The following is a 24,849-nucleotide window of genomic DNA, read 5'->3' on the forward strand; positions in this document are numbered from 1 at the left end:
CCGTGTCAGAGCAGGCTCAGAATCCGCTCTCCGGTGGCCACGGTGGACAGTTTCTGCCCACCGCGGGTAGCCAGGTGCTGCTCGACGGCCGCGTCGACCCGGGCGGCGGCCTCGTGCTCGCCGATGTGGCCCAGCAGCATGGCCACTGAGGTCACCGCCGCGGTCGGGTCGGCGATGCCCTGCCCGGCAATGTCGGGGGCACTGCCGTGCACCGGCTCGAACATCGACGGATTGGCACCGGTGGCGTCGATATTGCCGCTGGCCGCCAGACCGATCCCGCCGCAGACGGCACCCGCGAGGTCCGTGATGATGTCACCGAACAGGTTGTCGCTGACGATCACGTCGAACCGGCCCGGGTCGGTGACCATGTAGATCGTGGCGGCGTCGACGTGGGTGTAGGCGGTCTCGACGTCCGGGTAATCCTTGGCGACTTCGGCCACCGTCCGGGTCCACAGCGATCCCGCGTAGGCCAGCACGTTGTTCTTGTGCACCAGGGTCAAGTGCTTACGGCGAGCGCGGGCCTTCTCGAAGGCGAACCGGACCACTCGGGACACCCCGAACGCGGTGTTGACGCTGACCTCGGTGGCGACCTCGTGGGGGGTGCCGACCCGCAGCGCCCCGCCGTTGCCGGTGTAGGGACCCTCGGTCCCTTCGCGCACCACCAGGAAGTCGATCTCCGGCGGATCGGCCAGCGGGCTCGTCACCCCGGGGTACAACCGGCTGGGCCGCAGATTGACGTGGTGGTCCAGGGCGAAACGGGCGTGCAGCAGCAGGCCGCGCTCCAGCACACCCGAGGGCACCGACGGGTCACCGATCGCGCCGAGCAGGATCACGTCGTGGCCGCGGATCTCTTCCAACACCGAATCTGGCAGGACCTCGCCGGTGGCGTGATAGCGCTTGGCACCCAGGTCGTATTCGGTCTTCTCGGTGCCCGGGAGCACGGCGTCGAGCACCTTGACGGCCTCGGCGATAACCTCCGGGCCGATCCCGTCGCCGGGGATGACGGCAAGTTTCAGGCTCATGTCAGGTCTACCTCTTCAATCTTGTTGGCGCCGACCGCAGCACTGATCGCCGACTCCACATCGGCGGGCACCTGGCGATCGACCCGCAGCAGGACGGTCGCCCCAGGGCCTTCTGCGTCCTCGGACAGCTGTGCGGCGTGGATGTTGATGCCCGCCGACCCCAGCAGAGTGCCGATCTTGCCCAGCGCGCCAGGCTGGTCGGAGTAGTTGATGATCAGGTTGACGCCTTCGGCACGCAGGTCGAAGTGCCGGCCGTTGATCTCAACGATCTTCTCCACCTGCTGGGTGCCGGACAGCGTGCCGGCAACGGTGACGGTCGAGCCGTCGGCGGTGACCGCCTTGAGCTCGACGACGCTGCGGTGGTTGGGACTTTCGGTGGCGGTGCCGATCTCGGCGTCGACACCACGTTCGGCGGCCAGGGCCGGCGCGTTGACGAACGTCACCGGGTCTTCGATGACCGCAGAGAACAGCCCGCGCAACGCCGACAACCGCAGCACCCCAACGTCTTCGGAGGCCAGTTCGCCGCGCACCTGCACCGACAGCGACACCGGCAGCCCATCGGAGAGCGCGCCCGCCAGCAGCCCGAGCTTGCGCACCAGGTCCAGCCAGGGTGCGACTTCCTCACTGACCGCGCCACCGCCGACGTTGACCGCGTCGGGAACGAACTCACCGGCCAGCGCCAGCTTCACGCTCTTGGCGACGTCGGTGCCGGCCCGGTCCTGAGCCTCCGCGGTCGATGCGCCCAGGTGGGGGGTCACCACCACCTGCGGCAGGTCGAACAACGGCGAGTCGGTGCACGGCTCGGTGGCGAACACGTCCAGGCCGGCGGCCCGGACGTGGCCGCTGGTGATCGCCGCCGCCAGGGCGGCCTCGTCGATCAGCCCGCCGCGGGCGGCGTTCACGATGATCACCCCTGGCTTGGTCTTTGCCAGGTTTTCCGCGCCGATCAGGCCCGCCGTTTCGGGGGTCTTCGGCAGGTGCACCGAGATGAAGTCGGCGCGGCCGAGCAGTTCGTCGAGGGGCAGCAGTTCGATACCGAGCTGGGCGGCGCGGGCCGCCGACACATACGGGTCGTAGGCGACGATGTGGGCGCCGAACGCGGCCAGCCGCGCCGCGACCAGCTGTCCGATGCGCCCCAGGCCGACCACGCCGACGGTGTGGTCGTAGATCTCCGTGCCGGAGAACGACGACCGCTTCCACTGCTTGCCGTGCAGCGAGGCGTCGGCGGCCGGGATCTCGCGGGCGGCGGCGAGCATCAGCGCGATCGCGTGCTCGGCGGCGCTGTGAATGTTCGAGGTCGGGGCGTTGACCACCAGCACCCCACGGGCGGTCGCGGCCTCGACGTCGACGTTGTCCAGGCCGACCCCGGCGCGAGCCACGATCTTGAGCTTGGTGCCGGCCGCGAGGACCTCGGCGTCGACGGTGGTGGCCGAGCGCACCAGCAGCGCGTCCGCTTCCGGAACCGCGGCCAGCAGCTTCTCCCGGTCCGGGCCGTCCACCCAGCGAACCTCGACCTGGTCGCCGAGGGCGGCGACGGTGGATTGGGCGAGTTTGTCAGCGATCAAAACCACGGGCAGAGTCACTCGGACAGCCTAGTGGCCGGTCGCAAGCCCGGCGGAGCCGGGCGCAGTGGGCCGGTCACCATAAGCACAGCGCCGGTCGCAAGCCCGGCGGAGCCGGGCGCTGTGGGCCGGCCACCATCAGCACAGCGCCGGTCGCAAGCCCGGCGGAGCCGGGCGCAGTGGGCCACCGCCCACCCCGAGATTGCACTGAGGCGGATGCCACGCCGATTTCACCCGCCTGAGTTCAATCTCGCGGCGAGGCGCCACTGGGGTACACCCCGATCTGGCCGCGTAGCGCGGGCCGCTCCCTACTATCGACGGATGGATGTCACCGTCGTCGGTAGTGGACCCAATGGCCTGGCCGCCGCCGTCATCTGCGCCCGCGCCGGCCTGACGGTTCAGGTTCTCGAGGCCCAGCCCACGTTCGGCGGCGGCGCGCGCACCGCCGCCGATCCGGAATTCGGTGACGTCGCCCATGACATCTGTTCGGCGGTGCATCCACTCGGGCTGGCATCGCCGTTCTTCACCGAGTTCGATCTGGCCGCTCGGGGTGTGCAGCTGACGGCGCCCGAGATTTCCTACGGCAATCCACTCGATGACCGACCCGCGGCGATCGCCTACCGCGACCTGGACCGCACTTGCGCGGAGTTGGAGCGCGGCTCGTCCTGGCGACGGCTGCTGGGGCCGTTGGTCGCCGACAGTCCAGCCGTGGTGGGGTTTCTCCTCGGCGACAAGCGGTCCGTTCCGTCCGGGATCGCCACGGTCGCTCGACTGGGGTTGCGAATGGCCGGACAGGCCGGACCGGCCTGGAACGCGACGCTGTCCGGTGACGACGCCCGCGCCCTCTATACCGGGGTGGCCGCGCATACGATTTCACGACTGCCGTCGGTGACCTCGGCCGGCGCGGGCATGATGCTGGCGACGCTCGGTCATACGGTCGGTTGGCCGATTCCGGTCGGGGGCAGCCAGGCCATCGCCGATGCTCTCATCGCCGACCTGACCGCGCACGGCGGTCAACTCGCCGCCAATACCCCGGTGCGCCGGCCACCCGGCGGCGTGGTGCTGTACGACACCGCACCAACCGCGCTGCTGTCGATCTACGGCGACGCGTTGCCGTCGCGGTATGCGAACGCGCTGCGCCGCTACCGGTTCGGTTCCGCCGCCGCCAAGGTGGACTTCGTACTCTCCGGCGAGGTGCCGTGGAGCGATCCGCGGTTGGCGCAGGCACCCACGCTGCATCTCGGTGGTGACCGCAACCAGATGGCACAGGCCGAAGCCGAGGTCGCTTCCGGGCGGCACGCTCAGCGACCGATGATCCTGGCGGCCTTACCGCATCTGGTCGACCCGTCCCGTATCGACGCCGCCGGACGGCGACCGATGTGGGCTTACGCGCACGTTCCGGCCGGTTCAACGGTCGACCAGGCCGACGCCGTCACCGCGGGAATCGAGCGATTCGCCCCCGGTTTCCGCGACATCGTGGTCGCTGTCCGATCCGTTCCAGCGGCCCAGCTGGCACACCACAATGCCAACTACGTCGGCGGCGATATCGCCGCCGGAGGCAACAGCGCATGGCGGGCTCTCGCCGGCCCGACCCCACGGGTAAATCCTTGGGCTACCGCGATTCCCGGGGTTTATCTATGTTCGGCGGCCACTCCCCCCGGCGCCGGGGTGCACGGCATGGCCGGCTACTACGCCGCCCGCACCCTGCTGCGCCGCGAGTTCGGGATCAGCCGGCTACCGAGCCTGGCACCCTGACCGGACCGCGTCCACGTTCGACGCCAGCGAAAACGTTGGCTTTGCGAGCACCTACAGTCTGCACAGATTTTTCCCAGTTAATTAGAGACATACTGCCAGCTTCGGTGTAGCCTCAGCTAACTTGTGTTGGGCGTTACAAAAACTCCTAGTAGTGACACAAGCCACACTTGATTTGAGGAGAAACCGTGCCAACCATCCTTCGTCCATTCGCCTTGGCGGGCGCTGCGCTCATCGGCGCCAGCGCCATCGCCGCAACTCCTGTGATCGTCGCCCCGGCGAACCCGCACATGCCGGCCATCGAACTCACCGCTGACGGCAGCGGTGTGTTCGATGGCGCCCTGGGCAACATCGACTTCTCCGGTATCTTCAGCGGCCTCGGCGACTGGCTGAACAACATCGACTTCTCCGCGATCTTCGGCGATCTGTTCGCCAATCTCGACCTGTCCGGCATCTTCGACGATCTGTTCACCAACTTCGACCTGTCGGGGATCTTCAGCGGACTGACCGACTTCCTGGCTAACTTCGACCTCTCCGGCATCCTCAGCGGCTTCTTCGACAACTTCGACTTGTCGGCCATCTTCGGCGGCCTCGGCGACTTCTTCGCCAACTTCGACCTGTCGGGGATCTTCAGCGGGCTCACTGACCTGCTGACCAACTTCGACCTGTCGAGCCTGTTCGGTAACTTCGACCTGTCGAGCCTGTTCGACAACTTCGACCTGTCGGCCCTGTTCGACGACTTGGACCTGTCGAACCTGTTCTCGGGACTGGACCTGTCCGGCTGGCTCGACGGCTTGCTCGGCAGCCTGTAAGTACGACAAACGGCGAGTGGCCCCTTCCTCGGAAGGGGCCACTCGTCTTTGGGGATCTTCTTCGCCTCGATAGCCGTTGTCCGCCAACGGCTATAGAGGCGAAATCAGCACCGCCGCTTAGGCGGTTTCGGTGATGGGCCGGTCCACCCAGCTCATCAGGTCGCGCAGCTTCTTGCCGGTGACCTCGATGGGGTGCTCGGCGTTCTCCTTGCGCAGTCCTTCGAGCTCCTTGTTGCCGCCCTCGACGTTCGCCACCAGGCGCTTGACGAAGGTGCCGTCCTGGATGTCGGAGAGGATTTCACGCATCCGCTGCTTGGTGCCGGCGTCGATCACCCGCGGCCCAGACAGGTACCCGCCGAACTCCGCGGTGTCGCTCACCGAGTAGTTCATCCGCGCGATGCCGCCCTCGTACATCAGGTCGACGATCAGCTTGAGTTCGTGCAGCACCTCGAAGTAGGCCATCTCCGGGGCGTAGCCCGCCTCGACCATGACCTCGAAGCCGGTCTTCACCAGTTCTTCGGTGCCACCGCACAACACGGCCTGCTCACCGAACAGGTCGGTCTCGGTCTCCTCCTTGAAGGTGGTCTTGATGACGCCGGCCCGGGTGCCGCCGATGCCCTTGGCGTAGGACAGCGCCAGCGCCTCGCCGTCGCCGTTGGGGTCCTGCGCGACCGCGATCAGCGAGGGCACGCCCTTGCCGTCGACGAACTGCCGGCGCACCAGGTGCCCCGGGCCCTTGGGCGCGACCATCCCGACGGTGATGTCGGCGGCCGGCTTGATCAGGCCGAAGTGGATGTTCAGGCCGTGACCGAAGAACAGTGCGTTGCCCGCCACCAGGTTCGGCTCGATGTCGCCTGTGAAGATCTCAGCCTGGGCGGTGTCGGGGGCGAGCACCATGATCACGTCCGCCCACTTGGCGACCTCGGCGGGAGTGTCGACCTCGAGGCCCTGCTCGGCGACCTTGGCGCGCGACTTCGACCCTTCCTTGAGGCCCACCTTCACCTGCACACCGGAGTCGCGCAGGCTCAGCGAATGCGCGTGTCCCTGGCTGCCGTAGCCGATCACGCCGACCTTGCGGCCCTGGATGATCGACAGGTCGGCGTCGTCGTCGTAGAACATCTCAACTGCCACTGTGTTGTTTCCTTACTATCTCTACTGGCTTTTTCTGGGGGACTATTTGGTCGTGCCGATGCCGCGCGGACCGCGAGACAACGATACGAGACCCGATTGGACGATTTCGCGGATACCGTAGGGCTCCAGCACCCGCAGTAGCGCTTCGAACTTGGCCGGCGTGCCGGTGGCCTCGATGATCAACGACTCCGGAGAGACATCGATCACCCTGGCGCGGAACAGGTTCACCGCCTCGACGATCTGTCCGCGCGTACTGGCATCGGCACGGACTTTGATCAGCGCGATCTCGCGGGAGACGGAGTTGTCCTCCTCCTGCTCGACGATCTTGATGACGTTGATCAGCTTGTTGAGCTGCTTGGTGATCTGCTCGAGCGGGGTGTCCTCCACCGAGACCACGATCGTCATGCGCGACATGTTCTTGGTCTCGGTGGCGCCGACGGCCAGCGACTCGATGTTGAAGCCGCGCCGGGAGAACAGTGCCGCCACCCGCGCGAGCACACCGGGCTTGTCTTCGACCAGCACCGAGAGCGTGTGGGTCTTCCAACCTGTCGCCATCACGCGTGCCCCTCGTTGTTCTCGTCGTCGAACAGCGGCCGGATGCCGCGTGCAGCCTGGATCTCGTCGTTGCTGGTGCCGGCGGCCACCATCGGCCACACCTGCGCGTCCGCGCCGACGATGAAGTCGATCACCACCGGCCGGTCGGTGACCGCCCGCGCCTGATTGATCACGTCTTCGACGTCTTCCTCACGCTCGCAACGCAATCCGACACAGCCCAGCGCTTCGGCCAGCATCACGAAATCGGGGATGCGGTGGGAGTGGGTGGCCAGGTCGGTCTGGCTGTAGCGCTCCCCGTAGAACAGGGTCTGCCACTGCCGCACCATGCCCAGGTTGCCGTTGTTGATCAAGGCAACCTTGATCGGGATGCCCTCGATCGCGCAGGTGGCCAACTCCTGGTTGGTCATCTGGAAGCAGCCGTCGCCGTCGATCGCCCACACCTCGGCGTCCGGGCGACCCATCTTGGCGCCCATGGCCGCCGGGATCGAGAAGCCCATGGTGCCCAGGCCCCCGGAGTTCAGCCAGGTGCGGGGTTTCTCGTACTTCACGAACTGCGCCGCCCACATCTGGTGCTGGCCGACACCGGCAACATAGAGCGCATCGGGTCCGGCGATGCGGCCCAGCGTCTCGATGACGAACTCCGGCGACAGGCTGCCGTCGCTCTGCGGCCCGTAGCTCAGCGGGTAGGTGGAACGCAGGCCGTCGAGGTAGGTCCACCACTCGGTCTGGTCCAGCGACAGCTTCTCGTGGCGAAGCACCTCGAGCAGCTCGGCGATGACGGCCTTGACGTCACCGACGATCGGGACGTCGGCGTGCCGGTTCTTGCCGATCTCGGCGGGGTCGATGTCCGCGTGAATCACCTTGGCATCCGGGGCGAACGAATCCAGTTGGCCGGTGACCCGGTCGTCGAATCGGGCGCCCAGGGTGATCAGCAGATCCGAGCGCTGCAGCCCGGCCACCGCCGCGACCGTGCCGTGCATACCGGGCATGCCCAGGTGCTGACGGTGACTGTCCGGGAACGCGCCGCGGGCCATCAAGGTGGTAACCACCGGGATGCCGGTGAGCTCGGCCAGCTCGGCCAGTTCCTCGCAGGCGTCACCGCGGATCACACCGCCACCGACATAGAGCACCGGCCGGCTCGCGGCCGCGATCAGCTTGGCGGCCTCACGGACCTGCCGGCTGTGCGGCTTGGTGGTGGGCTTGTAACCGGGCAGATCCAGCCGCGGCGGCCACGCGAAGGTGCACTGGCCCTGCAGCACATCCTTGGGGATGTCGACGAGAACTGCTCCGGGCCGTCCACTTGCCGCGATGTGGAATGCCTCGGCCAGCGCACGCGGGATGTCGTCGCCGTTGCGAACCAGGAAGTTGTGCTTGGTGATCGGCATGGTGATGCCGGAGATGTCGGCCTCTTGGAAGGCGTCCGTGCCGATCAGCTGACGGCCGACCTGACCGGTGATCGCGACCACCGGGATGGAGTCCATCTGCGCGTCGGCCAGTGGGGTCACGAGGTTGGTGGCACCGGGCCCCGAGGTGGCCATGCACACCCCGACCCGTCCGGTGGCGTGCGCGTAGCCGCTGGCCGCGTGCCCGGCGCCCTGCTCGTGGCGGACCAGCACGTGGCGCAGCTTCTTCGAGTCGAACAGCGGGTCGTAGACCGGCAGAACCGCGCCGCCGGGGATGCCGAAGATCACGTCAACGTCGAGCTCTTCCAGCGAACGGATCACCGATTGGGCACCGGTCATCTGCTCCGGCGGGACCCGCTTGGCGGGTGATTTGGCCTTGTCTGAAGCTGCGTCCGAGGCCGAAGCCCCGTTGGCGGCTTGAGACGGTGCCGACCGCTCCGGCGGTCGCGTGGTAGGTGCGCTCACGGTTTCCTCTTCAATTCCTCTGGTGCTATAGAACTGGTGGCAACAAAAAACCCCCGCCAGCTCAGCTGCTGCACGAGGGTTGCGCGTCGGTGTTGGAAGTTCAGGCAACAACCAACGCGCAGTGGGCTACTACGAGCATGCCGTTGTCCATAGCACACGACGGTAGCCGCTGGACCGACCCAGCGTCAAATGAGCGAGCGCTCAGTTCAGGTGGTCGACCAGCGATCCCTGCTCGCCGAACAGTTCCGCCTCCCAGTACTCAAGCAGCGCGGCGTTGTCCTGGTCATCGGGATGGAACCCCGGCCGCATGTACTCCCCCAGCCGGCGGAAGACCGCGCGGGTCAAGAACGGTGAATGGCGCAGGGCGGCAAAACTGCGGACGAGTCGCACCGGGTGATAGGCGGCCCGGTCGCCGAAGAGCGAGAAGATGGTGTTCGTCACGACGGCGAGGGGGAAACTGAAGCGGATGATCCGCATCGTCCGGATGCGCCGGGTCTCATCACCCCCGACCGCGCGATAGACGTCGAATGCCACCGAGCGGTGCTCGGACTCCTCGATGGCGTGCCACAGCAGCATGGACCGCACTTCGGTCGTGCCGAGCAGGGCCTGGGCCCGCTCGTCACCGAGCAGGGTCTCGGCGAAAACGGCGGTGAAATGTTCGAGTGCGGCGGTGATGGCCAGGCAGGTCAGCGGGGAGAACCGTCGTTCGATGACCGCCTGGCGGCGCGCCACCAGCCGGTCAATCCTGCGGGTCGGGTAACCCATCTCATGCAGGCGCTCGTTGAGTGCACGGTGCTCGCGCCCGTGGGTCACCTCTTGGCCGATGAATCCCTTCACCTGATCTTTGAGGTCGGGGTCGGTGATCTGGTCGGCGTAGCGACGCACCGAACGAATAAAGAAGTCCTCACCCTCCGGGAACACCGCCGACAGGTGCGCGATCATGTGGCTCATCACCAGGTCGCCCTGAACGAAGTGGCGATCGAAGGCCGCCACCGGGTAGTTGAACCGGATGCGACGCGGCTGTACCGCCGGGTGGCGGTTCTCGTTGGCGGTCATGACTCTCTCTCGGGTTGGGGGTCTGCAAAGCCGGTCGCCAGTGGCCGAACCAGCATCTTGAAAGTCTCGAGAATGTCGTTGGTGGCCACCGGTTCGTGGCCCTCTATCGACCGCGACATCGCCAGGCCGTTCATCAGCACGAAAGCCATCTGCAAGCCGATGCGCGACCGTGGGGCACCGACATCGGCGGGGTCGGCCGGGCCGAGCAGTTGGTCGTAGACCCGCTCGCAGGCTTCCGCGAACTGCCGATCGGTTTCGATGACCGCCGGCGCCAGCTCCCGGTCGGTGCGCGCCGCCACCCACAGCTCGTGCGTTGCAGTGAAGGTCGGACCGGAAAACATCGACCACAGCAGGTCGAAGGCCTCATCGATCTTGTCGGCGGACGGGTCCAGCCCCGCCATCAACACCTCGAACTCTTCGATGCGGCGGTTCAGCGAGAACTCGATGGCGGCGGTCAGCAGGCCGACCTTGGTCGGGAAATGCCCCTGCAGCGCCCCCACCGAGACGCCCGCACGGCGGGCTACCTCGGTCGTGGTAGTTCCCTTGAAACCAACCTCTACCAGCGCGTCGAGCGTCGCGTTGAGCAGCGCATGCCGGGTCTCGGCAGTGCGCTCCGCCTGGGTTCGGCGGGGTTTGGTCGGCGACACGCGTCCATCATTCAACACATAAAATAAGTAGTCAATATTTATTTTTAACGCAGGTACTCCCCGCTACCCACCGGCTCCATCGCCGCCGGCGGTGACATCATGCGGGGGTGGCCTCTCCATCACCCGATCCCTCACCTTTGGTGATACGCATCTCGCCGATGGCCCACTTCGCGGTCGGCTTCCTGGCCCTCGGGCTGCTGATCCCCGTGCTGACGTGGCCATTGACCGCGCCACTGTTGGCACTGCCGGTATTGCTGTCGGTATTGATCGCCCGGTGGCGAACCGTGGCCGACGCCCAGCAGATCAGGGTGCGCACCTTGCTCGGCAGTCGCGCAGTGGACTGGGATGCCATCGTCGGACTGGGATTCACCCGGGGATCGTGGGCGCGGGCGCATCTGCGCGACGGAGAGATTGTGCGGTTGCCCGCGGTCAGCTTCGCCACGCTGCCGCTGTTGACCGAAGCCAGCGGCGGGCGGGTGCCGAACCCCTATCGCTGAATCTCTAGCCCAGCGGGTTGGCCCCGTTGAGGAACACCCACATCGCAATGCCACCGGCAATCCCGAGCACCAGCGCGACGATGGATCCGATAAAGGGCCGCCGGGCCCAGCCACGGTCGCCATCGAGGCCGTACCGACCCGGGCCGACCAGCACGATCGCCACCGCCACCACGATCAGAATGACGTGGTACTCGTGGCCGTCGGGCAGGAAGAGATCGAACCGGCCCTGGTTGTGCGACGAGACACCGGTGAGCACGCCGTTGATGAAATACGCCAACGCGCCGGCGGCGGCCACCGGCGTGAACAGGCCGAGCACCAGCAGCAGGCCCGCGGCGATCTGGCCGCCCCCAGCCGCGTAGGTCAGGATGTCGGCGTGCTGGTAGCCGGCCGCAGCAATCGAACTCTTGAAGTCGGACAGCCCCTGACCGCCCCACCACCCGAACAGCTGACGCAGTCCGTGGGCCACCAACAACACTCCGAGACCAAGCCGCAGCACCAGCAGACCGAGATCCTGGGTGCCGCGCCGGTCCAGCGCCCGGAACGGCTCGTCTGCGTCGGCGTCTCCGCCGACAGCGACTCCGACACGGCCGGGGTTGACCTGAGGCTCGGCGTAGGGCAGCGGGTGGTAGCCCGTCCCCACCGCGGCACGAGAGCCGGTGGGGTCGTAAGCCGGAATGGCTGCGGTCTCGAAATCACCGGTGTAGGTCGGTGATGGCATGTCGTCCTCCGGATCTACCAGACGTGCCGACTTGGGACGTCCTTTGCCTGCGTCGGCAGTCTCACCCGGCCGACGCCAGTGTGAGCCCTCACCATGACTGGTCACCCTGCCAGGGTAAGGGCAACCCCGGCGGGATTGGGGATTTGAACGCCTTCGTTAGCGAATCGAATCCGGTCCGGTGCGGCACTGCGGTGGGCGTCGTGGCGAAACCCGACCCGGTGTCCGTAACCTGACGGGCATGCGGATGCGCGGGGTGGTTCACCGGGTGCCTGTCGTGCTGTGCGCAGCTTTGCTGGTTCTGACCGGCTGCGCGCACTTCGATGACGCTCAGTCTCAACCGTTCACCACCGTGCCGCGGCGCGGGATGGCGCCCCCCACGACTCCCCCGCCGCCGCCACCGCTGCCCGCCAACCCGTTCCCGAAGCAGTGCCCCGCACCCGGGGTCATGCAGGGCTGCCTCGAGAGCACCAGTGGCCTGATCATGCACGGCGACAGCAAATCGGCACTGGTCGCAGAGCGGACCACCGGTGCGGTCAAAGAGGTCTCACTGTCCGCCGAACCCAAGGTGAAAACGGTCATCGGCGTCGATCCGGCCGGGGACGGCGGCCTGATGGACATCGTGCTGTCACCCACCTACACGCAGGACCGGTTGATGTACGCCTACATCAGCACGCCGACCGACAACCGGGTGATCCGGATCGCCGACGGCGACGTCCCGAAGGACATCCTGACCGGAATCCCCAAAGGCGCGACCGGCAATACCGGCGCGCTGATCTTCACCAGCCCGACCACCCTGGTGGTGCTGACCGGAGACGCGGGCAATCCGGCCGCTGCCGCCGATCCCGGCTCGACCGCCGGGAAGGTATTGCGCATCGAGCAACCCACGACCATCGGTCAGGCAGCACCCACCACGGCGCTGAGCGGCATGGGCGCCGGCGGTGGACTGTGCATCGACCACGTCGACGGCTCGCTCTACGTCACCGACCGAACGCCGAGCGGCGACCGGTTGCAGCGCATCACCAAGGATTCCCGGGTTTCGACCGTGTGGACGTGGCCGGACAAGCCCGGCGTCGCCGGTTGCGCCGCCATGGATGGCATCGTGCTGGTCAACCTGGTCAACACCAAGCAGACGGTGGCCGTGCGACTGGCTGCCGGTACCGGATCGGTCACCAGCGAACCCGAGGTCATGCGCCAAGACACCCACGGCCACGTCTGGGCCGTCAAGATGTCGCCGGACGGCAACGTCTGGGGCGCGACGGTCAACAAGACCGCCGGAGATGCCGAGAAACTCGACGACGTGGTGTTCCCACTCTTCCCGTCCGGCGGCGGATTCCCGCGCGCCAACGACGACAAGGACTAACCGCGCGCCGGCTCGCGCACCATCACCACTCACCCGGTCCACAACCCTGATCCGTCTCAGGTGGCGCCGCCTGAGGCTCAGTTCACGGGCGACCGCAGACTCCCGGACGCAACTTTGGTCCACTCGCAGCGGCCGCGCTTCCGCCTCCCGGACACCAAGTTTCTGAGAATTCTCTGTCAATCAATTTTTCGTGATCCGCATATCCCCAGGTCATCTAGGGCGAACTTGGGCTGACCTTGGCTTTTGTTAGCAGTCAGTTCATTTGCACCTAAGCTACTTTCAAGTAGCCTTTCGTTGCCGTGGCAGTCGTCACGCGTACGTAACTAGGAGACCAATGCAACACATTGCCCCCGCTCCGTGGGTCGCAGCAGGCATCGCGCTCATCGGCGCCGGCGCCGTCGCCGTCACCCCGGTCACCGTTCCGCTGCCCGGCCTGACCGCGTCGCACTCGGCCGCTGTGGCGCTGACCGCGGACTTCGACCCGTTCGGCGCATGGCAGGACGTCTTCGCCACCGCCAAGGACAACGCCACCACCCTGTGGGACAGCATGTCCGCGGTGCCGGGCGTCGCCTTCCAGCAGCTGATCGCTGACCTCATGAATGGCACGTCGATCGACCCGCAGGCGGTCTTCGAGGCGATCGTGCAGCCCAACATGGCGACCGACCTGACGATGTCACCGCTGCTGCTGAGCAACGACGCGCTGCAGGCACTGGTCACGCTGGTGATGCCGCAGTACATGCCCGACGATTTCCCGCTCACCACCGACCAGCTCACGCCGATCCTCTCCTTCCTGGCGTCACCGCTCAGCGGGGTGTTGATCGGCGCGATCGGCCCGTCTATCGCGCCGCTGGTGGCGCTGGGCAACAGCGTCGGCGAGATCAGCACCGCGCTGTCCGGCGACGACCCGGACTGGACCGCGGCACTGCAGGACGTGGCCAACATCCCTGCCAACATGGTCGGCGGGCTCCTCAACGGGGCCACCCTCAACCTGGATGCGCTGCTACCCAGCCTGACCGAGGCCGGCTTGTTGCCCGCGGACCTGGACGTCACCGCGCTCAGCTACACCTTCGGCGGGCTGCTGTCGCCCGGCGTCACCGGCACCGACGTCGAGGGCTTCGTCAACGAGATCTCCGACGGCAGCTCCCCCGGGATCGGCGGCTCGATCATCAACGGCCTCGGACTGACCACCGGTCTCATGGGCTTCCCGCTGGAGATTGAGGGTCAAGGCGTCGGACTGCTAGGCGCATTCCAAAGCCTGCAGGAGATCATCGCCATGACGCTCGGCTGGGACGGCGTGGGCAGCCCCTTGGGCGACGAGGCCGACACCATCGCCTCGCTGGTGACCGACATCTTCGGCATCAGCGTGTAGATCCGTCAACACAGAAGTGGCCCCCTTCACCGCGAAGGGGGCCACTTTTGCGTTGGCCGGTCAGTACAGCGGATAGGCCAGGCAGCGCACCAGCGCCAACCAACACCGATCGGTTCTCACAGAAGTATTACTGACTCCGCCCGGACGCCTTAAATATCGGGCTTACCTTGGGTTTCAACGGGTTGATAGCAGTGACTCACCGCAGAACGTCACCGTCGCCGCACGCTAGCCCGACGAGCGAAAAGGATGACCACACAATGTTGATCGACTTCCGGTGGCTGCAGTTCATCTTCGACCACCGCGACCACCAGGGTTTCCGCCAGCTACCGCAGACCCGCGGCGCCACCGTCGGCTGAGGCAGCCCAGGACTAACCGCCGCAGGCGGCCAGCACCAGCTCACGCACCCGGGCGGCGTCGGCCTGCCCCTTCGTCGCCTTCATCACCGCTCCCACGATGGCACCCGCGGCCTGCACCTTCCCGCCCCGAATCTTCTCGGCCACATCGGGATTGGCGGCCAAGGCTTCGTCGATCGCCGCCTGGATCACTGAGTCGTCACGCACCACGACCAGGCCCCGGTCGGCCATCACCTGGGCGGGCTCGCCCTCGCCGGCGAGCACCCCTTCGACCACCTGGCGAGCCAGCTTGTTGGACAGCTCGCCCGATTCCACCAACGCCACCACCGCCGCCACCTGCTTCGGCGTGATCGCCAGGGCATCGAGTTCGACACCGGCCTCGTTGGCCTTCTGCACCAGGAAGTTTCCCCACCAGGCCCGGGCCGCCTCGCTGGAAGCTCCGGCCGTCACGGTGGCGGCGACCAATTCAACGGCGCCCGCATTGACCAGGTCGCGCATCACCTCGTCGGAGACGCCCCACTGATCCTGGATCTTCTTGCGGGCCAGCCACGGCAGCTCGGGGATGGTCTCCCGCAGTTCTGCGACCAGCTCCGCCGACGGAGCCACCGGCTCCAGATCGGGTTCAGGGAAGTAGCGGTAGTCCTCCGCGGTCTCCTTGGCCCGGCCCGGGCTGGTGTAGCCGGCCTCGTGGAAGTGTCGAGTCTCCTGGACGACGGTGCCGCCACCGGCCAACACCGCGCCCTGGCGTCGCATCTCGTAGCTCACCGCCACCTCGACACTCTTGAGCGAGTTGACGTTCTTGGTCTCGGTTCGGGTGCCGAATTCGGCTGCACCGGCGGGCTTCAGCGACACGTTGGCATCGCAGCGCATCGACCCCTGGTCCATCCGCACGTCGGAAACGTCCAACGCCCGCAGCAGATCCCGCAGCGCGGTCACATACGCCCGGGCGATCTGCGGTGCCCGGTCACCGGCGCCGGTGATCGGTTTGGTGACGATCTCGATCAGCGGCACGCCGGCTCGGTTGTAGTCGACCAGGGATTCGGTGGCGTCCCCGATCCGACCGCTCTCACCACCGATGTGAGTGAGCTTGCCGGTGTCTTCCTCCATGTGGGCACGTTCGATATCCACTCGCCACACCGACCCGTCCTCCAGCGGCACATCCAGGTAGCCGTTGAATGCGATCGGCTCGTCGTACTGGGAGATCTGGTAGTTCTTCGGCTGGTCGGGATAGAAGTAGTTCTTGCGCGCGAACCGGCACCAGGAGGCGATCTCACAGTTCAGCGCCAGCCCGATCCGGATCGCCGATTCGACCGCGGTCGCGTTGAGCACCGGCAGCGAACCAGGCAGGCCAAGACACACCGGGCACACCTGGGAGTTGGGTTCGGCACCGAACTCAGTCGAGCATCCGCAGAACATCTTGGTGGCCGTGGACAGCTCGACGTGCACTTCCAGGCCCAGCACCGGGTCGAAGCGGGCGATGACGTCGTCGTAGTCGAGCAGTTCAGCGACAGCAGCGGTCATAGGAGCAAAGTCTAGGTGACCCTCTCAGTCCGGCTTGGTCACACCGGCCAGTCCTGCATCCGATAGGCGGCGTCGAAGAACATCCACTCATAGCGCGCGGCGGTGTGGAAATGCCGGCGCATCAGCTCCCACTCCGCCGCCGGCAGATGTGCACCGATGCGGTCGGCGACGGCAAGCACCGCCTCGACCACCGCCTGGTATTCGTGGCCCGCATAGGTGTCGATCCAGCGCTGGAACAGTGGCTCCGGTGAGCCGTGGCGCTGCAGGTGCTCCCCCACCCTGGCGTAGATCCAATAGCAGGGCAGCACGGCGGCGACGGCTTCGGCGTAGGAGCCGGATGCGGTGACCGCCAGCAGATAGCTGACGTAGGCCTGGGTCGTCGGGGCGACCGGCACTGCCGCGGCAGCTTCGACATCGAGCCCCAGATCCCCCAGCAGCCCGGCATGCAATTCGGCTTCGGCGGTGATCGCCGCGCCGGCGTGTTCGGCGAACATCGTCAACTCCGACTCGATCGGCGCCTTGGCCGCGCAGCCGGCCAGTGCCCGGGCATAGCCGCGCAGGTAGTGCGCGTCCTGCACAAGGTAGTAGCGAAACTGGTTGCGTCCCAAAGAGCCCTTGGTCAACCCGGTGACGAACGGGTGCTCGCAGATCTGCCGATAGATGCCATCGATGTGAGCCCACAGTCGTTCACGGTTCCGCTCGGTCATACCTCACCGTAGGTGACACCGCCCTAGACTGACCTCCATGCCCGACCGCAACGTACTGGGCGGCCCACTGGAGCCGTGCGGCAGCGACCCCATGACCGGCTTCTACCGCGACGGCTGTTGCTCATCAGGGCCCGAGGACATTGGCCTGCACACGATTTGCGCCGTCGTCACCGGAGAATTCCTGGAACACCAGCGCTCGATCGGCAACGATCTGTCCACACCGATGCCGGCCTACCGGTTCCCGGGACTGACGCCCGGCGATCGCTGGTGCGTCACCGCGCTGAACTGGCTGCGGGCCCACCGCGACGGCTGCGCCGCGCCCGTGGTGCTGGCTGCCACCCATGAACGCACGCTGGAAGTGGTCGCCCTGGAGGTGCTGGCGGACTACGCCGTCGACGTGCCCGACGACCCGAGCGACCTCTGACCGCTACCGGCGTTCGCCGGCAATCCGGCGATCAAGGCCCCAGCGTTACGCCGACGCCGGAGTTGCTCTGCTCCCGATGCCTTTCGTACCAGACGAATTCCTCGACCAGCGGGCCGTCCTCGGGGCAGTCGGCTATGACTGATCCGGCCAGCAGTCGCCCCGTCTGGTCCGCGGGCATGCCACTGGTCGCCAGGATGTGACTGACCGCGTGCTTGACTCCCGCCAGATTCGGCTGGTCGTTGATGAAGGCGCACACATCGCCACCGTGATCGGTGACGTAGTCGCCGATCTGGTCGCCGCTGGCGTGGGCCGGTATACACGGCACCAGTCCCATCGGCAGACCGCACAGCACCGCGGCAGACAACGCCATCTTTCCCATACCCCACCCCCTAGCCTTCGTCCATCGGGCAACACGAAGCACAACCTCACCATTGTGAGGCCATTTCGCGGCGTTGTCACGCCACGCGCGAGCTATCCGAAGAACGCCGCAGCGTCGTCGTAGCGGCTCTGCGGAACCACTTTGAGCTGTCGGACCGCATCGGCCAATGCCACCCTGCCGATCTCCTGACCGCGCAGCGACACCATCATTCCGTATTCGCCGGCGTGGGCGGCGTCGGCGGCGTTGACCCCGAATCGGGTCGCGAGCACCCGGTCGTAGGCGGTCGGGGTGCCACCCCGCTGGACGTGACCCAGCACGGTGGTGCGGACTTCCTTCTTGACGCGCCGTTCGATCTCCACGGCCAGCTGGGCGGCGACACCGGTGAACCGCTCATGGCCGAACTCGTCGACACCACCGGCCCGTAACTCCATGGAGCCGGCAGCGGGTTTGGCCCCTTCGGCGACGACGCAGATGAAGTGCGACGATCCATGTTGGAAGCGCTGTTTGACCAGCCGGCACACCTCTTCGACGTCGAAGGGCTGCTCGGGTATCAGGGTCATGTGCGCACCGCTGGCCAGGCCGGCGCTGAGCGCGATCCAGCCGGCGTGGCGACCCATCACCTCGACCAGCATGACCCGCTGGTGAGATTCGGCGGTGGAGTGCAGCCGGTCGATGGCGTCGGTGGCGACCTGCAGAGCGGTGTCATGGCCGAAAGTGACATCGGTGCAGTCGATGTCATTGTCGATGGTCTTGGGCACACCGACCACCGGGACGTTCTCCTGCGACAACCAGTGCGCCGCAGTCAACGTGCCCTCTCCGCCGATCGGGATGAGCACGTCGATGCCGTTGTCGTCGAGGGTCTGCTTCACCTGATCCAGGCCCGCGCGCAGCTTGTCCGGGTTCACCCGGGCGGTGCCGAGCATGGTGCCGCCCTTGGCCAGCAGCCGGTCGTTGCGGTCGTCATTGGCCAACTGGACGCGCCGGTTCTCCAGCAGGCCGCGCCAGCCGTCTTGGAATCCGACGACCGTGGAACCATAGCGGGAGTCGCAGGTGCGCACCACCGCCCTGATCACCGCGTTCAATCCGGGACAGTCGCCGCCTCCGGTGAGCACTCCGATCCGCATGACCCCATCTTGCCGGGTCGCTCACCCCGAGACTGTCGTTAGCGCGAGCTCCACTCGAACTTTCCGCGCCAACGCTCCCCCGCAAGCGGGAGGTGCCCCCAGGCTCGGCGGGTTACAGCGCGCTCGCCAGCTCCCCGCGGGCGGCTTCGTAGGCCGCGCCCACCCGGTAGAGCCGGTCATCGGCCAGCGCCGGCGCCATGATCTGCAGACCCACCGGCAGCCCGTCGTCGCCGGAGAGCCCGGACGGCACCGACATGCCGCAGTGCCCGGCCAGGTTCAGCGGCAGCGTGCACAGGTCGAACAGGTACATCGCCAGCGGGTCGTCGACCTTCTCCCCCAACCGGAACGCGGTGGTGGGCGTCGTCGGCGAGATCAGCACGTCGACGGACTTGTACGCCTCGTCAAGGTCACGCGCGATCAGCGTGCGCACCTTCTGGGCCTGGTTGTAGTAGGCGTCGTAGTAGCCGGCCGACAGCGCGTAGGTGCCGAGCATGATGCGGCGCTTCACCTCTGGACCGAACCCGGCCGCGCGGGTCAGCGCCATCACCTCCTCGGCGCTGTGGGTGCCGTCGTCGCCGACCCGCAACCCGAAGCGCATCGCGTCGAAACGGGCCAGGTTGGACGACACCTCCGACGGCAGGATCAGGTAGTAGGCGCTCAGCGAGTAGTCGAAGTGCGGGCAGTCCACCTCGGATATCTGTGCGCCCAGCGCCGTCAACTGTTCGACGGCGGCGTTGAACGACGCCAGCACCCCGGGCTGGTAGCCCTCCCCGCTGTGCAGCTGGCGCACCACCCCGATCCGCACCCCGGACAGGTCACCGCTGGCCCCGGCGCGCGCGGCGCCGACGACGTCGGGCACCGGTACGTCCAGCGAGGTGGAGTCGCGCGGGTCGTGCCCGGAGATCACGGAGTGCAGCAGCGCGGTGTCGGCCACGGTGCGTGCGCACGGCCCGCCCTGGTCCAGCGAGGAGGCACAGGCCACCAACCCGTAGCGGCTCACGGTGCCGTAGGTGGGTTTGACGCCGACGGTGGCGGTCAGCGCGGCCGGCTGGCGGATCGAGCCGCCGGTGTCGGTGCCGATGGCCAGTGGCGCCTGGAACGCCGCCAGCGCCGCGGCACTGCCGCCACCGGAACCACCCGGCACCCGCTCGACATCCCACGGGTTGCGGGTCGGACCGTAGGCGGAGTTCTCCGTGGAGGAACCCATCGCGAACTCGTCCATGTTGGTCTTGCCCAGGATCGGAATGCCGGCCGCGCGCAGTCGCGCGGTGACGGTCGCGTCGTAGGGGGCCCGCCAGCCTTCCAGGATCTTCGATCCGCAGGTGGTGGGCGCATCGACGGTGGTGAACACGTCCTTGAGCGCCAGCGGCACCCCGGCCAGCGCCGACGGCGCCTCGCCGGCGGCAATCGCCTTGTCGGCGGCCTCCGCTGCGGCCAGAGCCTCGTCGGCACCGACGTGCAGGAACGCCCCGTACCGGTCGTCGGTGGCCGCGATCTGGTCGAGGTGGGCGCGGGTGACCTCGACCGAGGACACCTCGCGGGCGGCGATCTTGGCCGCCAGGGTGGCCGCGTCGGATCGGATCAGCTCGGTCACTGGCTCTCCCCCAGGATCTGCGGCACCGCGAAGCGGTTCTCGGCGGCGCGCGGCGCGGCGGCCAGTGCCTCGGCTTGGGTCAGGCAGGCAACCATCTCGTCGGGCCGGGTCACGTTGACCGCCTTGAGCGGGTTGTCGGTGGCTTCGACGCCGGTGACGTCGACGGACTGAATCGTGCTGACATGGGTCAGGATCGCATCGAGCTGGCCGGCGAAACCGTCCAACTCGGCGTCGGTCAGCGCCAGCCGGGCCAACCGGGCCAGGTGAGCTACGTCGTCACGGGAGATCTGGGACACGGGTGCAAAGCCTAGTCGTCCGCTCACGCCGAGCGTAAAGCCAGCGTGCGATGGCGCGCGTGAAGTCAGACTCACTGACGGCACGCCCGGACACGCTGTGGGAAAGTTTGCCCATGCCTTCCTATCTGCTGCGCGTCGAACTCGACGACCGCCCCGGCAGCCTGGGTTCGCTGGCCGTGGGTCTGGGCTCGGTGGGCGCCGACATCCTGTCGCTGGACGTTGTCGAGCGTGGAAGCGGTTCAGCGATCGACGACCTGGTGGTCGAACTGCCGCAGGGATCGATGCCTGACGTGCTGATCACCGCCGCCGAACGGCTGCCCGGGGTTCGGGTGCACAGTGTCCGCCCGCACACCGGGCTGTTGGACGCGCACCGCGAACTCGAGCTCATCGACCACGTCGCTGCCGCCGGTGACCGCGGCGCCAAGCTGCAGAAACTGGTCGATGAAGCGCCGCGGGTGCTGCGAGTCAGCTGGTGCGCGGTGCTGCGCAGCGACGGAGACGACGGGACGTTCCGCCGGCTCGCCGGCAGTGCGGGCATCCCGGAGACTCAGGTCAGCGCGGTGCCGTGGCTGCCGATCGAGCAGGCCGCCGCCCTGGACAACACCGCCGCCTGGGTGCCGGCGGTGTGGCGGGAGATGGATGTCGCCCTGGCGGCCGCGCCGTTGGGCAACCCGCGCACCGCGGTCGTGCTGGGCCGCACCGGAGGTCCGGCCTTCCTGCCCGCCGAAGTGGTCCGGTTGGGCTATCTGGCCGGGATCGTGGCGACGCTGCTGCGCTAGTCGGCGTCCGGGGTCTCGTCTTCCGGAACGTCGGGTCCGTTCTCCAGCAGTGCCCGGAAACCGTCTTCGTCCAGGACCGGCACTCCGAGTTCGACGGCCTTGTCGTACTTCGAGCCGGGCGCATCGCCGGCCACCACGTAGGCGGTCTTCTTCGACACCGAACCGGCCGCGCGGCCCCCGCGGGCGATGATGGCCTCCTTGGCCTCGTCGCGGGAGAAGCCGGTCAGTGAACCCGTCACCACGATGCTCAGCCCCTCCAGCGTGCGTTCGATGCTCGCATCGCGTTCATCGGCCATCCGCACCCCGGCGTCCCGCCACTTGTCGACGATCGCGCGGTGCCAGTCGACGTCGAACCATTCGGTGACCGCGGCGGCGATCGTGGGGCCGACGCCTTCGACAGCGGCCAACTGCTCGGTGGACGCCGCGGTGATCGCATCCAGGCTGCCGAACTCGGTGGCCAGTGCGCGGGCCGCGGTCGGTCCGACGTGCCGAATCGACAACGCCACCAACACCCGCCACAGCGGCTGCGCCTTGGCCTTGTCGAGATTGGCCAGCAGTTGCCGGCCGTTCTTGGACAGCGGGCCGTCCTTGGTGGTGAACAGCTCGGTGCGCAACAGGTCGTCTTCGGTGAGGGTGAACAGATCGCCCTCATCGGTGATGACGCCGGCACTCAACAGCGCGGTCGCCGCTTCGTAGCCCAGGGCCTCGATGTCGAAGGCGCCGCGGCCGGCGACGTGGAACACCCGCTCGCGCAGCTGCGCCGGGCAGGACCGGGAATTGGGGCACCGGATGTCGACGTCGGCTTCCTTCGCCGGTGCCAGCAGCGTTCCGCACTCCGGGCAGTGAGTCGGCATGACGAACTCACGCTCGTCGCCGTCGCGCAGATCGACCACGGGCCCGAGCACCTCGGGGATCACGTCGCCGGCCTTGCGGATCACCACGGTGTCGCCGATCAGTACACCTTTGCGCTTGACCTCCGAGGCGTTGTGCAAGGTGGCCAGGCTCACCGTGGAGCCGGCGACCTTCACCGGAGTCATGTACGCGAACGGGGTGACCCTGCCGGTACGTCCGACGCTGACCCGGATGTCGAGCAGCGTGGTCTGCGCCTCCTCCGGCGGATATTTGTAGGCCACCGCCCAGCGCGGCACCCGGGAGGTGGCACCGAGCCGGCGCTGCAGTGCCCGATCGTCGACTTTGACTACAACACCGTCGATTTCGTGTTCGACGTCATGCCGGTGTTCACCCCAATAGGTGATGCGTTCGGCCACCGCGGCCATGCCCTCGACGCGGGAGGTGTGCGGCGAGACCGGCAGCCCCCATGCCTTCATCGCGCTGTAGGCGTCGTGCAGGGTCTCGGGGCTGAACCCGTCGGCGAAGCCGAGGCCATGGCAGACCATCCGCAGGTTGCGCCGGGCGGTGATCGCCGGGTTCTTCTGCCGCAGCGATCCGGCCGCACTGTTGCGGGGGTTGGCGAATGGGGCCTTGCCCTCGGCGACCAGTCCGGCGTTGAGGGTTTCGAAATCCTCCAGCCGGAAGTACACCTCGCCGCGTACCTCCAGTACGGCCGGGACTGGGAATTCGCCGTCGGTGTTGAGGAATTCGGGGATATCGACGATGGTGCGCGCGTTCAGCGTCACGTCCTCGCCGACCCGCCCGTCGCCGCGGGTGGCCCCGCTGCTCAACCGTCCGTCGCGGTACACCAGCCCGAGTGCCACGCCGTCGACCTTGAGCTCGCACAGATAGGTGGTGTCGCCGCCGATCTCACCGCTGACCCGGCCCGCCCAGGCCGTCAGTTCGTCGGGTGAGAACACGTCTTCCAGCGACAGCATCCGCTCCAGGTGCTCAGCGGGCGCGAACTCCGTGGTGAAGCCGGCGCCACCTACCAGCTGGGTCGGCGAGTCGGCGGTGCGCAACTCCGGGTGCGCCTCCTCCAGCGCGAGCAGCCGGTTGAACAGCTCGTCGAAGTCGCCGTCGGTGATGATCGGCGCGTCTTTGACGTAGTAGCGGAACTGGTGTTCGCGCACCTCTTCGGCCAGGTCGTGCCACTCCCGCCGGAGGTCGGGGGTCACGCTGTCGGCCTCTGGTCTCACCACCGCAGGTTATCTGCTGACTACCCTGACGGCATGCCGCACCCGATCATGTTCCACGACGACGACCCTGGTCTGGCGCAGCTGCGGCGCATCGCGCTGGGGTTTCCCGAAGCCTTTGAGAAGATCTCCCACGGCCGCCCGGTGTTCTGCGCCCCGAAAATGTTCGCGATCTATGGCGGCAACAGCAAAGCCGCCGGCGCCATGGTGCCCTACCCGCACGCGCTGCTGGTCAAGGTCGACGAGTCCGAGCGACGGGCGCTGGAGCAAGACCCGCGGTTCTTCTCGCCGATGTATTTGGGCCCGTCCGGTTGGCTGGGATTGGATTTCGGTGCAGCTGAAGTGGATTGGGATGAGGTCGGCGAGCTGGTCGACGCGTCGTTTCGGCTGACCGCACCGCCGCGGTTGATCCGGTCCCTGGATGGGGATTAGTTCTCGCCCGTCTCGACGAACGCCCGCAGCCGTTCAGTCGCGGCATCCCAGCGGCGCGACAAACCGGTGAGATAGTCGCTGGCATCGGCCAGCTGCCGCGGCTGCACCGCCCAGATCCGCTCGCGGCCGCGACGGCTGCTGGTGACCAGGCCGACGGCCTCCAACAGCTGCAGGTGTTTGGTGGCCGCCTGACGTGTCACCGGAATCGCGTGGGTGAGCTGCGAGGTGGAACATGGCCCGCCATCGCAGAGACGCCCGATGATCCGCAGCCGGTTCGGGTCGCCGAGCGCGTCGAAAACCGGTGCCTCGATACTCGTCACGCCCGCTGCAACTCCAGGTACTTGCGCACCAACCTGACCTGATGCGCCCAGCCGCCGGCGTTGGCCTCGAATGCGGTCGATCGCCGGGACGGCGGCAGTGCGTCGAAGCCGCTCTCGACGATGGTGAGCAACACCCCGTCGGGGGTCTCGGCCAACGTGAACTCCACCAGCGTCGTCGGTTCGTCCTCGACCTGGGCGTCCATGGCGAACGGGTGCCAGCGGTAGGCGAACCGCCGCTGCGGTTCGACCGCGACGACGTGCCAGGTTCCCCGGTTCCCGGCATGGGGCTCCTGCAGTCGGGCGACCTCGGCGTCGACGCTGGTCGGGGTGATCGTCGCGGTCACGGACGCACCGGCGACGAACGGCCCGTCGAACCGGACGCCGAACCACTGCCCGAACTCCCCCGAGTCGCTGATCGCGCGCCACACCCGGTCCAGCGTCGCCCGCAGCACGACCCGTTTCTCGATGCGATCGGTACTCATAT

The 24,849-nt window shown here is 67.4% G+C and carries 25 protein-coding genes; 8 read left to right on the plus strand and 17 right to left on the minus strand.

The window, feature by feature from the left end; all coding sequences use genetic code 11:
- Positions 1-5: 5 nt before the first annotated feature.
- Together ACKY0W_RS14430 and serA are read right to left on the minus strand one after the other, a co-directional pair.
- Positions 6-1,016 (minus strand): 3-isopropylmalate dehydrogenase, encoded by a 1,011-nt coding sequence (locus ACKY0W_RS14430; protein ID WP_409437790.1) that lies wholly within the window; start codon positions 1,014-1,016, stop codon positions 6-8.
- Positions 1,017-1,018: 2 nt separating this feature from the next.
- The gene (serA, locus tag ACKY0W_RS14435; protein WP_409434623.1) at positions 1,019-2,605 is read right to left on the minus strand and encodes a phosphoglycerate dehydrogenase; all 1,587 of its coding nucleotides are present in this window, start codon (positions 2,603-2,605) and stop codon (positions 1,019-1,021) included.
- Between the two features lie 300 nt (positions 2,606-2,905).
- On the opposite strand from serA, the gene ACKY0W_RS14440 reads away from it, so the two are divergent.
- Both ACKY0W_RS14440 and ACKY0W_RS14445 read left to right on the plus strand, forming a co-directional pair.
- Positions 2,906-4,339: a phytoene desaturase family protein gene (locus tag ACKY0W_RS14440; RefSeq protein ID WP_409434624.1), complete on the plus strand. Its 1,434-nt coding sequence runs from the start codon at positions 2,906-2,908 to the stop codon at positions 4,337-4,339.
- A 185-nt stretch (positions 4,340-4,524) separates the two neighbouring features.
- Positions 4,525-5,148, plus strand: coding sequence for a hypothetical protein (locus ACKY0W_RS14445; protein WP_409434625.1), 624 nt, complete (start codon positions 4,525-4,527; stop codon positions 5,146-5,148).
- Positions 5,149-5,265: 117 nt separating this feature from the next.
- Here ACKY0W_RS14445 and ilvC read toward each other — a convergent pair whose 3' ends face one another.
- The 5 genes from ilvC to ACKY0W_RS14470 all read right to left on the minus strand — a co-directional run bounded on the left by ilvC (position 5,266) and on the right by ACKY0W_RS14470 (position 10,405).
- Positions 5,266-6,267, minus strand: a complete 1,002-nt coding sequence (ilvC, locus tag ACKY0W_RS14450) for a ketol-acid reductoisomerase (protein ID WP_409437791.1) — start codon at positions 6,265-6,267, stop codon at positions 5,266-5,268.
- A 54-nt stretch (positions 6,268-6,321) separates the two neighbouring features.
- A complete protein-coding gene (gene ilvN / locus ACKY0W_RS14455) occupies positions 6,322-6,834 on the minus strand; it encodes an acetolactate synthase small subunit (protein WP_406757424.1) in 513 nt (170 codons plus the stop codon).
- Positions 6,834-8,702, minus strand: coding sequence for an acetolactate synthase large subunit (locus ACKY0W_RS14460; RefSeq protein ID WP_406757425.1), 1,869 nt, complete (start codon positions 8,700-8,702; stop codon positions 6,834-6,836). Before ACKY0W_RS14460 ends, ilvN begins: the two co-directional genes overlap by 1 nt.
- Before the next feature lie 201 nt (positions 8,703-8,903).
- The gene (locus ACKY0W_RS14465) at positions 8,904-9,758 is read right to left on the minus strand and encodes a metal-dependent hydrolase (protein ID WP_409434626.1); all 855 of its coding nucleotides are present in this window, start codon (positions 9,756-9,758) and stop codon (positions 8,904-8,906) included.
- On the minus strand, positions 9,755-10,405 hold the full coding sequence (locus ACKY0W_RS14470) for a TetR/AcrR family transcriptional regulator (protein ID WP_409434627.1): 651 nt from the start codon (positions 10,403-10,405) through the stop codon (positions 9,755-9,757). The genes ACKY0W_RS14465 and ACKY0W_RS14470 overlap by 4 nt, the downstream gene beginning before the upstream one ends.
- 158 nt (positions 10,406-10,563) lie before the next feature.
- Between ACKY0W_RS14470 and ACKY0W_RS14475 the strand changes: the two genes are divergently transcribed.
- A complete protein-coding gene (locus tag ACKY0W_RS14475) occupies positions 10,564-10,902 on the plus strand; it encodes a PH domain-containing protein (protein WP_409437792.1) in 339 nt (112 codons plus the stop codon).
- Positions 10,903-10,906: 4 nt separating this feature from the next.
- Here ACKY0W_RS14475 and ACKY0W_RS14480 read toward each other — a convergent pair whose 3' ends face one another.
- Positions 10,907-11,725 (minus strand): DoxX family membrane protein, encoded by an 819-nt coding sequence (locus ACKY0W_RS14480; protein WP_406782124.1) that lies wholly within the window; start codon positions 11,723-11,725, stop codon positions 10,907-10,909.
- A gap of 133 nt (positions 11,726-11,858) precedes the next feature.
- On the opposite strand from ACKY0W_RS14480, the gene ACKY0W_RS14485 reads away from it, so the two are divergent.
- Together ACKY0W_RS14485 and gjpA are read left to right on the plus strand one after the other, a co-directional pair.
- Positions 11,859-12,980: a PQQ-dependent sugar dehydrogenase gene (locus ACKY0W_RS14485; RefSeq protein ID WP_024443383.1), complete on the plus strand. Its 1,122-nt coding sequence runs from the start codon at positions 11,859-11,861 to the stop codon at positions 12,978-12,980.
- A gap of 334 nt (positions 12,981-13,314) precedes the next feature.
- The gene (gene gjpA / locus ACKY0W_RS14490; protein WP_409434628.1) at positions 13,315-14,349 is read left to right on the plus strand and encodes an outer membrane porin GjpA; all 1,035 of its coding nucleotides are present in this window, start codon (positions 13,315-13,317) and stop codon (positions 14,347-14,349) included.
- 368 nt (positions 14,350-14,717) lie between these two features.
- On the opposite strand, the gene gatB is transcribed toward gjpA, so the two are convergent.
- Together gatB and tenA are read right to left on the minus strand one after the other, a co-directional pair.
- On the minus strand, positions 14,718-16,223 hold the full coding sequence (gene gatB, locus ACKY0W_RS14495) for an Asp-tRNA(Asn)/Glu-tRNA(Gln) amidotransferase subunit GatB (protein WP_409434629.1): 1,506 nt from the start codon (positions 16,221-16,223) through the stop codon (positions 14,718-14,720).
- Between the two features lie 38 nt (positions 16,224-16,261).
- Entirely contained in the window at positions 16,262-16,930 is a 669-nt protein-coding gene (gene tenA / locus ACKY0W_RS14500) for a thiaminase II (RefSeq protein WP_409434630.1), read from the minus strand.
- A gap of 37 nt (positions 16,931-16,967) precedes the next feature.
- Here tenA and ACKY0W_RS14505 point away from each other — a divergent pair, with 37 nt between their 5' ends.
- Positions 16,968-17,354 (plus strand): DUF2237 family protein, encoded by a 387-nt coding sequence (locus ACKY0W_RS14505; protein ID WP_409434631.1) that lies wholly within the window; start codon positions 16,968-16,970, stop codon positions 17,352-17,354.
- Positions 17,355-17,385: 31 nt separating this feature from the next.
- Here ACKY0W_RS14505 and ACKY0W_RS14510 read toward each other — a convergent pair whose 3' ends face one another.
- The 4 genes from ACKY0W_RS14510 to gatC form a co-directional block, all read right to left on the minus strand.
- Entirely contained in the window at positions 17,386-17,733 is a 348-nt protein-coding gene (locus ACKY0W_RS14510) for a hypothetical protein (RefSeq protein ID WP_409434632.1), read from the minus strand.
- A 92-nt stretch (positions 17,734-17,825) separates the two neighbouring features.
- Positions 17,826-18,857 carry an ATP-dependent 6-phosphofructokinase gene (locus ACKY0W_RS14515; protein WP_406757435.1) on the minus strand — a complete coding sequence of 344 codons (1,032 nt, stop codon included), beginning with the start codon at positions 18,855-18,857 and terminating at the stop codon, positions 17,826-17,828.
- Between the two features lie 112 nt (positions 18,858-18,969).
- A complete protein-coding gene (gene gatA, locus ACKY0W_RS14520) occupies positions 18,970-20,451 on the minus strand; it encodes an Asp-tRNA(Asn)/Glu-tRNA(Gln) amidotransferase subunit GatA (protein WP_409434633.1) in 1,482 nt (493 codons plus the stop codon).
- Entirely contained in the window at positions 20,448-20,747 is a 300-nt protein-coding gene (gene gatC / locus ACKY0W_RS14525; protein ID WP_409434634.1) for an Asp-tRNA(Asn)/Glu-tRNA(Gln) amidotransferase subunit GatC, read from the minus strand. Before gatC ends, gatA begins: the two co-directional genes overlap by 4 nt.
- A 113-nt stretch (positions 20,748-20,860) precedes the next feature.
- Between gatC and ACKY0W_RS14530 the strand changes: the two genes are divergently transcribed.
- Positions 20,861-21,526, plus strand: a complete 666-nt coding sequence (locus ACKY0W_RS14530; protein WP_409434635.1) for an amino acid-binding protein — start codon at positions 20,861-20,863, stop codon at positions 21,524-21,526.
- On the opposite strand, the gene ligA is transcribed toward ACKY0W_RS14530, so the two are convergent.
- Complete coding sequence (ligA, locus tag ACKY0W_RS14535) at positions 21,523-23,619, minus strand: NAD-dependent DNA ligase LigA (RefSeq protein WP_409434636.1); 2,097 nt, start codon at positions 23,617-23,619, stop codon at positions 21,523-21,525. The genes ACKY0W_RS14530 and ligA overlap by 4 nt on opposite strands.
- Positions 23,620-23,649: 30 nt before the next feature.
- On the opposite strand from ligA, the gene ACKY0W_RS14540 reads away from it, so the two are divergent.
- Positions 23,650-24,045 (plus strand): MmcQ/YjbR family DNA-binding protein, encoded by a 396-nt coding sequence (locus tag ACKY0W_RS14540; protein WP_409434637.1) that lies wholly within the window; start codon positions 23,650-23,652, stop codon positions 24,043-24,045.
- Here the strand turns inward: ACKY0W_RS14540 and ACKY0W_RS14545 are convergent.
- Together ACKY0W_RS14545 and ACKY0W_RS14550 are read right to left on the minus strand one after the other, a co-directional pair.
- Positions 24,042-24,365, minus strand: coding sequence for an ArsR/SmtB family transcription factor (locus ACKY0W_RS14545; RefSeq protein WP_406782122.1), 324 nt, complete (start codon positions 24,363-24,365; stop codon positions 24,042-24,044). The two genes, ACKY0W_RS14540 and ACKY0W_RS14545, sit on opposite strands and share 4 nt — an antisense overlap.
- Positions 24,362-24,847 carry an SRPBCC family protein gene (locus tag ACKY0W_RS14550; protein ID WP_409434638.1) on the minus strand — a complete coding sequence of 162 codons (486 nt, stop codon included), beginning with the start codon at positions 24,845-24,847 and terminating at the stop codon, positions 24,362-24,364. The genes ACKY0W_RS14545 and ACKY0W_RS14550 overlap by 4 nt, the downstream gene beginning before the upstream one ends.
- Positions 24,848-24,849: the final 2 nt, after the last annotated feature.

The sequence above is a fragment of the Mycobacterium sp. SMC-14 genome (genome assembly GCF_046250075.1).
Classification (GTDB): Bacteria; Actinomycetota; Actinomycetes; order Mycobacteriales; family Mycobacteriaceae; genus Mycobacterium.